The sequence below is a fragment of the Thermoactinomyces vulgaris genome (assembly GCF_003688725.1).
GTDB lineage: Bacteria > Bacillota > Bacilli > Thermoactinomycetales > Thermoactinomycetaceae > Thermoactinomyces > Thermoactinomyces vulgaris.
The window spans coordinates 1-12944 of the sequence record NZ_REFP01000015.1; the positions used below are offsets into that span (position 1 = coordinate 1).

11 protein-coding genes, 1 tRNA gene, 1 rRNA gene and 1 riboswitch are annotated in these 12944 nt (G+C 50.6%); all 13 genes read left to right on the forward strand.

Going from position 1 to position 12944, the window contains the following annotated elements; translation table 11 throughout:
- Positions 1 to 36: 36 nt before the first annotated feature.
- The 13 genes from ATH33_RS13065 to purH all read left to right on the forward strand — a co-directional run bounded on the left by ATH33_RS13065 (position 37) and on the right by purH (position 12883).
- Positions 37 to 113: transfer RNA gene (locus ATH33_RS13065), tRNA-Arg, on the forward strand.
- Between the two features lie 9 nt (positions 114 to 122).
- Positions 123 to 237: ribosomal RNA gene (rrf, locus tag ATH33_RS13070) — 5S ribosomal RNA — on the forward strand.
- Between the two features lie 883 nt (positions 238 to 1120).
- A riboswitch (purine riboswitch) is annotated at positions 1121 to 1222 on the forward strand.
- A gap of 102 nt (positions 1223 to 1324) precedes the next feature.
- Positions 1325 to 1813, forward strand: a complete 489-nt coding sequence (gene purE, locus ATH33_RS13080; RefSeq protein ID WP_037996222.1) for a 5-(carboxyamino)imidazole ribonucleotide mutase — start codon at positions 1325 to 1327, stop codon at positions 1811 to 1813.
- Positions 1810 to 3009: a 5-(carboxyamino)imidazole ribonucleotide synthase gene (purK, locus tag ATH33_RS13085; RefSeq protein WP_231564614.1), complete on the forward strand. Its 1200-nt coding sequence runs from the start codon at positions 1810 to 1812 to the stop codon at positions 3007 to 3009. The genes purE and purK overlap by 4 nt, the downstream gene beginning before the upstream one ends.
- 16 nt (positions 3010 to 3025) lie before the next feature.
- A complete protein-coding gene (purB, locus tag ATH33_RS13090) occupies positions 3026 to 4324 on the forward strand; it encodes an adenylosuccinate lyase (protein ID WP_121874500.1) in 1299 nt (432 codons plus the stop codon).
- Between the two features lie 60 nt (positions 4325 to 4384).
- Positions 4385 to 5104: a phosphoribosylaminoimidazolesuccinocarboxamide synthase gene (gene purC / locus ATH33_RS13095; RefSeq protein ID WP_037996219.1), complete on the forward strand. Its 720-nt coding sequence runs from the start codon at positions 4385 to 4387 to the stop codon at positions 5102 to 5104.
- Positions 5097 to 5348 carry a phosphoribosylformylglycinamidine synthase subunit PurS gene (purS, locus tag ATH33_RS13100; RefSeq protein ID WP_037996215.1) on the forward strand — a complete coding sequence of 84 codons (252 nt, stop codon included), beginning with the start codon at positions 5097 to 5099 and terminating at the stop codon, positions 5346 to 5348. Before purC ends, purS begins: the two co-directional genes overlap by 8 nt.
- Position 5349: 1 nt before the next feature.
- Complete coding sequence (purQ, locus tag ATH33_RS13105) at positions 5350 to 6033, forward strand: phosphoribosylformylglycinamidine synthase subunit PurQ (RefSeq protein ID WP_037996214.1); 684 nt, start codon at positions 5350 to 5352, stop codon at positions 6031 to 6033.
- Positions 6023 to 8305, forward strand: coding sequence for a phosphoribosylformylglycinamidine synthase subunit PurL (purL, locus tag ATH33_RS13110; RefSeq protein WP_276319276.1), 2283 nt, complete (start codon positions 6023 to 6025; stop codon positions 8303 to 8305). Before purQ ends, purL begins: the two co-directional genes overlap by 11 nt.
- Positions 8269 to 9693, forward strand: coding sequence for an amidophosphoribosyltransferase (purF, locus tag ATH33_RS13115; RefSeq protein ID WP_037996212.1), 1425 nt, complete (start codon positions 8269 to 8271; stop codon positions 9691 to 9693). The genes purL and purF overlap by 37 nt, the downstream gene beginning before the upstream one ends.
- Positions 9690 to 10733 carry a phosphoribosylformylglycinamidine cyclo-ligase gene (purM, locus tag ATH33_RS13120; protein ID WP_037996208.1) on the forward strand — a complete coding sequence of 348 codons (1044 nt, stop codon included), beginning with the start codon at positions 9690 to 9692 and terminating at the stop codon, positions 10731 to 10733. The genes purF and purM overlap by 4 nt, the downstream gene beginning before the upstream one ends.
- Positions 10724 to 11299 (forward strand): phosphoribosylglycinamide formyltransferase, encoded by a 576-nt coding sequence (gene purN / locus ATH33_RS13125; protein WP_062843403.1) that lies wholly within the window; start codon positions 10724 to 10726, stop codon positions 11297 to 11299. Before purM ends, purN begins: the two co-directional genes overlap by 10 nt.
- Positions 11300 to 11332: 33 nt before the next feature.
- Positions 11333 to 12883, forward strand: a complete 1551-nt coding sequence (gene purH / locus ATH33_RS13130) for a bifunctional phosphoribosylaminoimidazolecarboxamide formyltransferase/IMP cyclohydrolase (protein ID WP_121874501.1) — start codon at positions 11333 to 11335, stop codon at positions 12881 to 12883.
- The last annotated feature ends 61 nt before the right edge of the window (positions 12884 to 12944 follow it).

Below are 12944 nucleotides of genomic sequence, written 5' to 3' on the forward strand. Positions count from 1 at the left end.
TTGCTTCTTCCATCCTCATTTTCAGGGTGTGTTCATGTGCCCTTAGCTCAGCTGGATAGAGCGTCTGACTACGGATCAGAAGGTCGGGAGTTCGAATCTTCCAGGGCACGCCAATCAAATTGTCTGGTGACCATAGCGGAGGGGATTCACCCGTTCCCATCCCGAACACGGAAGTTAAGCCCTCCAGCGCCGATGGTACTTGGGGATGACCCCTGGGAGAGTAGGTCGTTGCCAGGCGAATTGTCACCCGAACCACCTTCAGCAATCATGCTGAAGGTGGTTTTTTTATGCTTGTTTTGATTTTTTTATGCTTGTTTTGATTTTTTTTTCTTCTTTTGCTATGGATGAGAGGGAATGGGGGCATTTATGGTCATATGTATTTCCTGAAACATATGTCTTCCCATATAAAGTGATGATGGGCAAAGATTGACGAAAGCTGTGGAAAGGATGGCAGGAAAAGATAGATGAACGGGTTTTCCTTTGCAAACCAAAACGTTGAAGGCATCTGGTTCAGCTAAAGGATTGAATGCGTGAATTTTCAATACGTAATGCAGGAATCAAAGAAAGCAAACAAATTATCAGGTTGAATGCATGTATATTTAACACGAATGGCTTGGTGTTTTCTGCCCGGATCTGCAGAAAATATGAAAGAACCGGTCAAAAAATCCGGAATCATTTATTCCGCCAGAGGATGCGGATGCAGAATGATTGCCTCTTGGTTCAGGACGGATATGGATTAAAAAATTTCAATCATCCGGAAAGCCGGTTTAAAAACGGGTATGAGAGGAATTTGGCAACGTCTTTGGCCGATACGTCCATACCGGCATCTGTTTTTTCAGAGGGAGTGAAAGATTTTACATACGAGACGCAGGCGGGCGGTACAAATATAGAAAAGAAAATCCGGATGTTTTTGCAACGAATGGAAACGGAACGAGACGACTGTTTCTTATCAAGCGGATCCCCAACAAGGTTTTTACGGATTTTGTGTTGTCAGAGGCCTCTTTTTTTCTTGAAACACCAGATTTATGATAAAAAACACGAACGAGATGAAATTTTTTAACCGTAAATGTTCGTTTATTATATTGACGCGTTCCTTGGTTTCCTGTTACACTGAGAGTGAATTGAATAGCTGTTGTTTTCTCATATATGCTCAGGAATATGGCTTGAGCGTCTCTACCAGGAAACCGTAAATTTCCCGGCTATGAGAAAAAACTGTTTGTTTGGGATCTTCTTGAGAGAAGATGAGCCTAAGCAGTAGTTTTTCTCATGCCCTTTTTCAGAAAACCTGCTGTTTAGGCTTATCTTTTTGAAAAGGAGAGGAACCATGGATCAGGCAAAAGTCGGAGTGATTATGGGGAGCACCTCAGATTGGCCGACAATGAAAAATGCATGTGAAGTGTTAGACGAATTGGGAATCAGTTATGAAAGCAAAGTCGTATCTGCCCATCGTACCCCGGATGAAATGTTTCAATATGCCAGTGAAGCCGAAAACAGAGGCATTCAAGTCATTATTGCGGGGGCAGGGGGAGCGGCCCATTTGCCGGGCATGGTGGCAAGCAAAACCGTGTTGCCGGTGATCGGGGTTCCCATCAAAACTTCTTCCCTGAATGGATTGGATTCCTTGTTGTCCATCGTGCAAATGCCGGGAGGCGTTCCGGTGGCAACCGTTGCCATCGGCAAAGCCGGCGCGGTCAATGCCGGATTGCTGGCGGCGGAAATGCTCGGCATCAAAGATCCGGAAATTCGCAAACGCCTGCAGCAGCGAAGGGAGCAGATCCGTGAGCGGGTATTGAAGGAGAGTGATCTTGCTTGAATTCATACCTGAAGGAAAAACCGCAAGCATTGATCTCTCCGGGTCAAACCGTCGGTATTTTAGGCGGGGGGCAATTGGGAAGAATGGTCATTAATGAAGGGAGAAAGATGGGCTTTCACTTTGTGACCCTGGATCCCGATCCCGATTGTCCGGGAGCGCAAGCATCAGACCGGCATATTGCGGCTAAATATGACGATTGGGATGCTGTGGCCAAACTGGCCGGACAATGCGATTTGATTGTTTATGAATTTGAAAACATCCCTCCGGAAGTGGTCGAATACCTGGAAAAGATCAAACCGCTCCCCCAGGGAAGCCGGTTGCTGAAAACCACCCGGCATCGGTTGAGGGAGAAAAAAGCGCTCCGGGAAGCGGGCGTCCCGGTGGCCCGTTTTCAAGAAGTGAATACGTTTCAGGATCTCATGCAAGCAGTGGAAGAGTTGGGATGGCCGGCCGTGCTCAAAACGACAACCGGCGGGTATGACGGAAAAGGACAGTGGATTTTGCATTCCCTGGACGATGTGGACCGGTTGCCGGCCGGACTGTTTGAAGAAGGCAAACCCTTCATTTTGGAGGAATGGGTTCCTTTTGAAAAAGAAATTTCGGTGGTCGTTGCCAGGAGTATTCACGGAGAAATGGCAGCTTTTCCGCCGGCTGTTAATTTGCACCGCAATCATATTTTGCATCTGTCGGTTTCTCCGGCTCCTGTTTCCGATTCCGTCATCCGACAGGCCGTCCATTGGGCAAAGCAAATCGCGGAGTCTTTGGAGGTTGTCGGGCTCATTGCAGTGGAGATGTTTTGCATGGAAGACGGAAGGCTGCTGGTGAATGAACTGGCTCCCCGGCCTCACAATTCCGGCCATTACACCTATGATGCCTGCCTGACTTCACAATTTGAACAGTTGATCCGCGCTGTTGCCGGGCTGCCGCTCGGACCGGCAGAGCAAGTAAAGCCGGCTGTGATGGTAAATCTCCTCGGCGAGCACATGGAAATGTTCCGGAGTCATTTTCCCCGGCTCCCGGGGGATATCAAGCCGCATTGGTACGGAAAAAAAGAAGCAAAGCCCGGACGGAAAATGGGGCATCTGACCTTGCTCGGCCGGTCCATGGAAGAAGCAGTTCAGTGGATGGACGGGAGCGGAATTTGGCCTCCTTTGACGGAACAAGAAAAAAAGGTTATTTATAATAGAGATTCTTAAAAAAGGTGGAAAAGCAATGATTGAACGTTATACGCGACCCGAGATGGGACAAATCTGGACCGAAGAAAACAAATACCAAGCATGGTTGGAAGTAGAAATCCTTTCCTGCGAAGCTTGGGCCAAATTGGGCGTCATTCCGGAAGAAGACGTCAAACAGATCCGCAAAAACGCGGAAATTCATGTGAACCGCATTTATGAAATTGAACAGGAAACGCGCCATGATGTGGTGGCCTTCACCCGGGCAGTGGCGGAAACATTGGGCCCGGAATCCAAATGGGTCCACTACGGATTGACCTCCACCGATGTGGTGGATACGGCGCTTTCCTATCTCTTAAAGCAAGCCAATGAAATTTTGCTGAAAGACCTGGACCGTTTGATTGAGGTGTTGAAAGAAAAAGCCAAAGAGCATAAATACACCGTCATGATGGGGCGCACCCACGGGGTTCATGCCGAACCGACCACATTCGGATTGAAAATGGCCCTGTGGCTGGAAGAGATGAAACGAAACAGAGAGCGCTTCGTGCAAGCCATGGAGACCGTGCGGGTCGGAAAAATTTCCGGGGCGGTCGGAACGTATGCCAATATTGATCCCTTTGTGGAGAAATATGTTTGCGAAAAACTGGGGTTGAAACATTCCCCGATTTCGACGCAAACCCTGCAACGCGACCGTCATGCGCAATACGTCTCCACCTTGGCCCTGATTGCCACATCGCTGGAGAAGTTTGCCACCGAGATTCGCGGTTTGCAAAAAAGCGAGACCCGGGAAGTGGAAGAGCCCTTCCGCAAAGGACAAAAAGGATCATCGGCCATGCCGCACAAACGCAATCCGATCGGTTGTGAAAACATCAGCGGATTGGCCCGAGTGGTTCGCGGACACATGGTCTCTGCATATGAAAATGTTTCTCTCTGGCATGAACGGGATATTTCCCATTCATCGGTGGAACGGGTGATTTTGCCGGATTCCACGATTTTGCTCAACTATATGTTGAATCGTTTCACCAACATCGTTCGTGATTTAACCGTATTCCCGGAAAATATGAAACGGAATATGGAACGGACCTTCGGGCTCATTTATTCGCAACGGGTGCTGCTCAGTCTCATCAATAAAGGATTGAAACGGGAAGAGGCTTATGACCGTGTGCAGCGTTTGGCCATGCAGGCTTGGGAAGAACAGCGTCCGTTTAAGCCTCTGGTGGAACAAGACGAGTTGATTTCCCGGACATTAACCCCCGAAGAGGTGGAAGATTGTTTTGATTACCGTTACCACTTAAAACAAGTGGACACGATTTTCACCCGGTTGGGATTGGATGATTGATTTCGCGGTGAAGCCGGTTTTCCGGCTTCCCTCCCACCTTCCTTTGAAAGGAGCAGGCCAATGGATACCTTGGAGATGTTATATGAAGGAAAGGCCAAGCAAATTTTTAAAACCGGTGACCCTTCCTTGGTTCTGGTGCGCTACAAGGATGCGGCAACGGCTTTTAACGGTGAGAAGCGGGCTGAGCTTTCAGGCAAAGGCGAATTGAACAACCGGATCAGTTCCTTCTTCTTTCAATTGTTAACCAAAGAAGGCATTCCACATCATTTTGTAAGAGAAGTTTCCGCATGCGAGCAACTGGTGAAAAAGGTGAACATCATCCCGCTGGAAGTGGTGGTGAGAAACCGGGTGGCCGGTTCCATGGCCAAAAGGCTGGGGCTGGAAGAAGGAAAAATCCTGCCGCAACCGGTGGTGGAGTTTTATTACAAAAACGATGAGCTGGGGGACCCGCTTTTGACGGAAGACCACGTGGCCATTTTGAATCTGGCGACCCCTGCGCAAAGAGCCCGGCTCAAAGAGACGGCTTTAAAGGTAAACCGCTTTTTGTCGGAATGGTTGGATCAACGGGGAATTGTGCTGGTGGATTTTAAATTGGAATTTGGAACGGATGAAAAGGGCGAAATATTGTTGGCGGACGAAATTTCACCGGATACTTGCCGCTTTTGGGATAAAGAAACCGGGGAGCGTCTGGATAAGGATCGTTTTCGCCGTGATCTCGGCCAGGTTGTGGAATCTTATCAAAAAATTTGGAATCGTTTGGAAGGGGATAGCCATGTTTAAAGCTGAAATTTTCGTGTCGCTGAAAGAAAGTGTTCTGGATCCGCAGGGAGTGGCCGTCAAAAGTTCACTGCATTCCCTCGGGTTTCAAAAAGTGAGCGATGTCCGCATCGGCAAGCGCCTGGAGATGATGCTGGAATGCGACAGCCGGGAAGAGGCGGAAAAACAGGTTCAGGCGATGTGTGAAAAAATGTTGGCCAATCCAACGATCGAAAATTATACCTTTGAAGTGGAGAGGGTGTCCTGACGTGAAATTTGCGGTTCCCGTATTTCCCGGATCCAATTGTGACATGGACTGTATCCATGCGGTTGAAGACGTATTGGGCAATCCGGTGACACCGGTATGGCATCATGAATCGGATTTGTCTTCCTATGATGCCGTGATTTTGCCGGGAGGATTTTCTTACGGCGATTATTTGCGCTCCGGTGCCATTGCACGGTTTTCCCCGGTGATGCAAGGTGTCAAAAAAGCAGCGGCAGACGGAAAACTGGTGATCGGTATCTGCAACGGATTTCAAATTTTGCTGGAAAGCGGATTGTTGCCGGGAGCGATGTTGAAAAACAAAAACCTTTCTTTTCTCTGTGATTTTCAGACCCTGCGCGTGGAAAACGCCAAAACCCCGTTTACGATGCAGTATCAGGAAGGCGAACGGATCCGGATTCCGATCGCGCATCAGGAAGGCAATTATTACTGTGATGAAAAGACCCTCGCCGGGTTGGAAGAAAACGGGCAGATTGTGTTTCGTTATGCGGATGAAAATCCCAACGGCTCCGTGCAAAACATCGCAGGCATTTGCAACCGGGAAGGAAACGTGCTGGGCATGATGCCCCACCCGGAAAGGGCAATTCACGAGTGGATGGGATCCGAAGACGGAAGACGCCTGTTTCAATCGATGTTGAAATACGGGAAGGAGAATGGCGGTGCAGCTTGAGAACAAAGTGATCGAGAAGTTGGGCAATGAACCCTCCCCGGAAGTGATCAAGGAGAAAAAATTATACCGGGAGATGGGGCTGTCGGATCAGGAGTTTGAACAAATTGCCGGGCATCTGGGACGTTTGCCGAACTGGACGGAAACAGGGATTTACAGTGTCATGTGGTCAGAACACTGCAGTTATAAAAATTCAAAACCGTTGTTGAAGCGGTTTCCGACCCAGGGCCCAAGGGTGATTCAAGGGCCCGGGGAGGGAGCCGGGGTGATCGACATTGATGATGGCCAAGCCGTTGTTTTTAAAATCGAAAGTCACAATCACCCTTCAGCCATTGAACCGTTCCAGGGGGCCGCAACCGGGGTGGGCGGCATCATCCGGGATGTCTTCTCCATGGGCGCCAGACCCGTTGCGCTTTTAAATTCGCTCCGGTTTGGCGATTTGCGTTCCCCGAGGGTCCGTTATCTGTTTGAACAAGTTGTGGCCGGGATTGCCCATTATGGAAATTGCATCGGCATCCCGACCGTGGGCGGGGAAGTCGTTTTTGACGATGCATATGACGGCAATCCGTTGGTCAATGCCATGTGCGTGGGTGTCTTGAATCATGACGAGTTGCAAAAAGGGGTTGCCATTGGTCCGGGAAATCCCGTGATTTATGTCGGTTCCAGCACCGGACGGGACGGGATCCACGGAGCCACGTTTGCCAGTGAAGAGTTGAATGAATCGGCCGGGGAAAAACGTCCGGCGGTTCAAGTCGGTGATCCGTTTATGGAGAAGCTGCTGCTTGAGGCTTGTTTGGAAATGGTGAAAAAGGAAATGTTGATCGGGATTCAGGACATGGGCGCCGCCGGACTCACCTGTTCCAGTGCTGAAATGGCGGCCAAAGGCGGGCACGGATTGGAACTGAATCTGGATCTGGTTCCCCAGCGCGAAAAGGGAATGACCCCCTATGAGATCATGCTTTCCGAATCCCAGGAACGGATGCTTCTGGTGGTGGAAAAAGGGCGGGAGCAAGAAATCATGAACATCTGCAAGAAGTGGGGCTTGCAATCCGCCGTGATCGGGCAGGTGACTGAAGGGGATCGTTACCGGATTTATTCCCAAAATCAATTGGTTGCCGACATTCCTGTCAACACGTTGGTGGATGATGCTCCGGTTTATACCCGGGAGGAAAAAGTCCCAGAATATTATGTGCAAAATGCCTCGGTCCAACCGGAAGAAGACTTGAAAGATATTGATCCGGGGCAAGCGCTTTTGCAGATGGTTTCTTCCCCCAACATGGGAAGCAAAAAGTGGGTTTACCGCCAATATGACCACATGGTGCGTGCCAGCACGGCGGTGCGGCCGGGATCGGATGCCGCGGTGGTCATTCTTCGCGGGACGGAGAAAGCCTTGGCCATGTCCACCGACGGAAACGGGCGTTATGTTTACCTTGATCCGGTTCAGGGAGGAAAAATTGCCGTCAGTGAAGCGGCGCGAAATGTGGTTTGTTCCGGGGCTGAGCCTTTGGGCATCACGGATTGCCTGAATTTCGGAAACCCGGAAAAACCAGAAGTGTATTGGCAGCTGTCCAAGGCGATTGACGGCATGTCCGAGGCTTGTCGCGTGCTTGAATCCCCAGTTATTGGCGGAAATGTCAGCTTATACAACGAAACCAAAGGAAATCCGATTTACCCGACTCCGGTGGTGGGAATGGTCGGGCTGATCCAAAAGCGGGAGCATATCACGACGCAAGCGTTTAAAAACGACGGGGATGTGATTATTCTCCTGGGGGACACTTATGCCGAATTGGGAGGAAGCGAGTTGCAACATCTGATCACGGGCTTGGTCAGCGGCCGGCCGCCGGTATGTGATCTTCAGAAAGAACAGGCTGTGCAAAAAGCGGTTCTTCAAGCCATTCGTTCCGGATACGTCCAATCGGCGCATGATGTGTCCGAAGGCGGTTTGGCTTTGGCTCTGGCCGAATCTTGTATTTCCGGCGGAAAAGGGGCAACCGTCTTCGTGGAGACTGACTTGGCACCGGCCGTCTGTTTGTTCAGTGAAAGTCAGTCGCGCATTTTGATCACCGCTTCCCCGGAAAATGCGGGTCAGATTCAGGAGATTGCCCGCCAATACGGAGTTCCTTGCCGCAAAATCGGGGAAGTGACCGGTGAACGTAAGTTGAAGGTCTCGGTAAACGGGCGCGGTGTTATTCACCAAGATGTTGATCTTTTGAGCAAACGATGGGAGGCTGCCATTTCATGCGCGATGAATCCATCTTCGACTTCGATGAGTTAAACGAAGAATGCGGTGTATTTGCGATCATCGGACATCCGGATGCCGCGCTGCTCACATATTACGGCTTGCACGCTTTGCAACACCGGGGGCAGGAAAGTGCCGGTATTGTTTCCGCTGAGGACGGGGAATTGTTTGCCAAACGGGGGACCGGGCTGGTGACCGAAGTGTTTGATTCCGCGAATTTGAAAGGGTTAAAGGGAACCACCGCCATCGGCCATGTCCGGTACTCCACCTCCGGGGGATCAGGATTGGAAAATGCCCAACCCTTGGTCTTTAATTTTTCGTCGGGCAAATTGGCGATTGCGACCAACGGCAACTTGGTGAATGCCAAACGGTTGCGCTTGCAACTGGAAAAAGAAGGATCCATTTTTCAAACCACATCCGATACGGAAGTCATTGCCCATTTGATTGCCCGTTCCAAAGCCCCGACATTGGAAGAAGCCGTCAAAGAAGCCCTGAAGCAAGTGGTCGGCGCCTATGCTTTGCTCATCCTGACCAATGATCAATTGATCGTCGCTTCGGATCCGCACGGCCTTCGTCCTTTTGCCATGGGGAAAATCGGAGAGGCTCATGTCTTTTCATCCGAAACCTGTGCGTTTAATGTGATCGGCGCAGAATTGGTAAGAGAAATCGAACCGGGGGAGATGATTGTTTTCGACCGGAACGGCGGGATGAAAACCACCCGGTTTGCCGGAAAAAGAGAACGCGCGCTTTGCGCATTTGAATATGTGTATTTTGCCCGTCCGGACAGTTTGATCCGCGGGGTGAATGTGCATGCGGCCCGCAAGCGGATGGGAAGAATCTTGTCGCAAGAAGCACCGGTGGAAGCGGATGTGGTGACCGGGGTGCCGGATTCCAGCACCTCAGCGGCAATCGGGTTTGCCGAAGCCACAGGCATTCCGTACGAGTTGGGATTGATTAAAAACCGCTATATCGGACGGACTTTCATTCAACCGAGCCAGGAATTGCGGGAACAAGGCGTGCGGATGAAGTTAAGCGCCGTGGAGGGTGTGGTTTCCGGAAAAAGAGTCGTCATGGTGGACGATTCGATTGTCCGGGGCACCACCAGCCGCCGGATTGTACGGATGTTGCGGGAAGCGGGCGCCACGGAAGTTCATGTCCGCATCAGTTCCCCTCCTGTGAAAAATCCGTGTTTTTACGGAATTGACACGCCGGACCGCAAACAGTTGGTGGCGGCGGTGAAAAGCATCGATGAAATTTGCAAAGAGATTGGCGCCGATTCGCTGGCTTTTCTCAGCGCCAAGGGAATGCTGAATGCCATTGGATACACTTCATCCGATCAAAACCACGGGCACTGTCTGGCTTGTTTCACCGGTGAATATCCGACCGAAGTGGAAGAGGGACTGGCATTGGAGGGGAAATCATGAGTCAAGCGTACAAGGCCGCAGGAGTCGATATCCAAGCCGGCAATGAGACTGTCAAACGGATCAAAAAGCATGTGCAAAGAACCATGCGTCCCGAAGTGTTGGGGAACATCGGCGGATTTGGCGGATTGTTTGCCTTAAAGCCTTATGAGGAGCCGGTGTTGGTATCGGCAACCGACGGCGTCGGGACCAAACTTTTGATTGCCATGATGATGGACAAACATGACACCGTCGGCGTGGATTGTGTGGCCATGTGTGTGAATGATATCATTGTTCAAGGGGCAGAGCCCTTGTTTTTCCTGGATTATTTGGCAACCGGCCGCCTTTTGCCCGAACAGGCCGAACAAGTGATCAAGGGGATCGCCGATGGATGCGAACAGGCAGGCTGTGCGTTGATCGGGGGAGAAACAGCAGAAATGCCCGGGATGTATTCATCGGGAGAATATGATATTGCCGGGTTTGCAGTGGGGGTTGCCGAGAAGAAAGATCTTTTGCCGCGGAAGGACATTCAAGAAGGCGATGTCTTGATCGGGCTTGCTTCCAGCGGACTCCACAGCAACGGGTTCAGCCTGGTGCGGAAAGTGCTGCTTCAAGACCGAAAACATTCGCTTCACGAAGAAATTCCGGCACTGGGACAAACCTTGGGCGAAGAGTTGCTCACCCCGACCCGCATTTATGTAAAAACCATATGGACGCTTCTCCGGGAATTTACCATCAAAGGCATGGCCCACATCACCGGAGGCGGGTTTGTGGAAAATATTCCCCGCGTTTTGCCGGAGGGGGCTTGTGCCTTGATTGACCGGTCTTCATGGGAGATCCCACCGATTTTTTCCTTGATTCAAAAAGAAGGAGCCATTGGTATTGAAGAAATGTACCAAACATTCAACATGGGAATCGGCATGGTTCTGATCGTTCCCGAAGAAGAGGCCAAAGCGGTGCTTCAAGCTGCCGGGCAACTTGGTGAGAAGGCTTGGGTGATCGGAAACATCGGGAGCGGAACACAACCTGTCCGGTGGGCAGGAGGGGATGCAAAGTGGGTGTAGCCATTTTTGCATCCGGAAACGGGAGCAACTTTGAAGCACTGGTCCACCATTCCCGCAAGCACGCTTGGGCAGATGAAATCAGGCTGTTGTTTTGCGACCGGCCGGGAGCCGGTGTGATCGGGCGTGCCCAGCGGTTGAAGATTCCGGCCATTCAACGGAGCCCCAAGGAATTTGCCGATAAAGCGTCTTATGAAAGATGGCTGCTCGGGGTGTTAAAGGAACATGGGATTGACCGGATTGTGCTGGCAGGATATATGCGGTTGATTGGCCCGACTTTGCTTGAGGCATATCCCGACCGGATAATCAATATCCATCCGTCTTTGTTGCCGGCATTTCCCGGAAAAGATGCCATATTAAAAGCCTACCGCCATCCGGTGTGTGTGTCCGGCGTCACGGTTCACCTGGTGGATGAAGGAATGGATACCGGACGGATTTTGGCACAAGTCCCGGTTTCTATTGAAAAAGGGGACACTCTGAAAACATTTGAGGAAAAAATGCATCAGGCAGAGCACCGGTTGTATCCCGAAGTTGTTCAAAAATGGATTGCCGGTGAAATCGGGGATTAGAAGAACAGTACAGCTGATAAGGGAGGCAGAACATTGGCAAATGCAAAGCGCGCATTGATCAGTGTGTCGGACAAAACCGGGATCGTCGATTTCGCGCAGAAACTGGCATCCTTGGATATGGAAATCATCTCAACGGGAGGAACCTGCCGGTTATTAAAAGAAGCCGGGATTCCTGTCAAAAATATCTCGGAAGTCACCGGGTTTCCGGAAATATTGGATGGCCGGGTCAAAACCTTACATCCCAAAATTCACGGCGGGATTTTGGCCAAACGGGACGCCGTTTCCCACCTGGAGCAATTAAAAGAAAACGGGATCGGGACCATTGACGTGGTCATCGTCAACCTTTATCCCTTTCAAAAAACAATTGAAAATCCGGATGCAACGTTGGAAGATGCCATCGAAAACATCGATATCGGCGGCCCTTCCATGCTTCGTTCCGCGGCCAAAAATCATCAAGATGTCACGGTCGTGACCGATCCTCAGGATTATGACCGCGTTTACCGGGAATTGTCGCAACAGGGAAGCACCAGCTTGGAAACCAGAAGATATCTGGCCGCGAAAGCTTTTAACCATACGGCTTATTATGATGCGCTCATCGCCGGATACTTTAATCAGTTGCTGGACAATCCATTCCCGGAACAACTGACGATGACATTCACCAAAGCACAATCGCTCCGCTACGGGGAAAACCCGCATCAAAAAGCGGCTTTCTACAAAAAAACCTTTGGCAACCACAGCCATACTTTGGCCGGAGCCAAACAACTGAACGGAAAAGAACTGTCTTACAACAACCTCAATGATGCCAATGCCGCCTTGGAACTGGTGCGCGAATTTGACCAGCCGGCCGTCGTTGCAATCAAGCATATGAATCCTTGCGGAGTGGGACTGGGTTCCAACCTTTTGGAGGCATATCAAAAAGCGTATGAAGCCGACCCGGTATCCATTTTTGGAGGCATTGTCGCAACCAATCAGACGGTGGATGCCCAAACGGCGGTGGAAATGAAAAAAATCTTCTTGGAAATCATCCTGGCGCCGGCCTTTACGGAGGAAGCCCTTGAGATTTTAAAAACGAAGAAAAATTTGCGTTTGTTAACCGTGGCAGAAGCGGCGCAAGGACAAGCGGGCATTCCGCTGAAATTGCAATCAATCGGCGGAGGACTTCTTGTACAGGAAGAAGACCTCAAGGGCTTGGCGAAAGACGAATGCCAAGTGGTGACAGACCGTGCACCCAGTGAAGAAGAATGGGAGCAATTGTTGTTTGCCTGGAAAGTCGTCAAACATGTCAAATCCAATGCCATTGTGTTGGCGAAAGATTTCCGGACGGTGGGTGTCGGTGCCGGGCAGATGAACCGGGTTGGTTCGGCGAAAATTGCCATTGAGCAGGCCAAAGAGGATTCCAAAGGATCCGTGCTTGCTTCGGATGCTTTCTTCCCGATGAGGGACACGGTACAAGCCGCCGCCGAAGCTGGGGTGACTGCCATCATCCAACCGGGCGGATCGATCCGGGATGAAGAGTCCATCGAAGAAGCCAACCGGCACGGCATTGCCATGGTGTTCACAGGCATTCGCCATTTTAAACATTAATCATTCATGAAAGAGAACGGGAGATGTATCAGAAGCCTTTTCTTGTGCGTATACTGAGAAT

Bases quoted from the DNA above. Each gene is read 5' to 3' on its own strand.
- purB (WP_121874500.1), top strand. From the start codon at position 3,026: ATGATTGAACGTTATACGCGACCCGAGATGGGACAAATCTGGACCGAA.
- purF (WP_037996212.1), top strand. From the start codon at position 8,269: ATGCGCGATGAATCCATCTTCGACTTCGATGAGTTAAACGAAGAATGC.
- purE (WP_037996222.1), top strand. From the start codon at position 1,325: ATGGATCAGGCAAAAGTCGGAGTGATTATGGGGAGCACCTCAGATTGG.
- purM (WP_037996208.1), top strand. From the start codon at position 9,690: ATGAGTCAAGCGTACAAGGCCGCAGGAGTCGATATCCAAGCCGGCAAT.
- purC (WP_037996219.1), top strand. From the start codon at position 4,385: ATGGATACCTTGGAGATGTTATATGAAGGAAAGGCCAAGCAAATTTTT.
- purS (WP_037996215.1), top strand. From the start codon at position 5,097: ATGTTTAAAGCTGAAATTTTCGTGTCGCTGAAAGAAAGTGTTCTGGAT.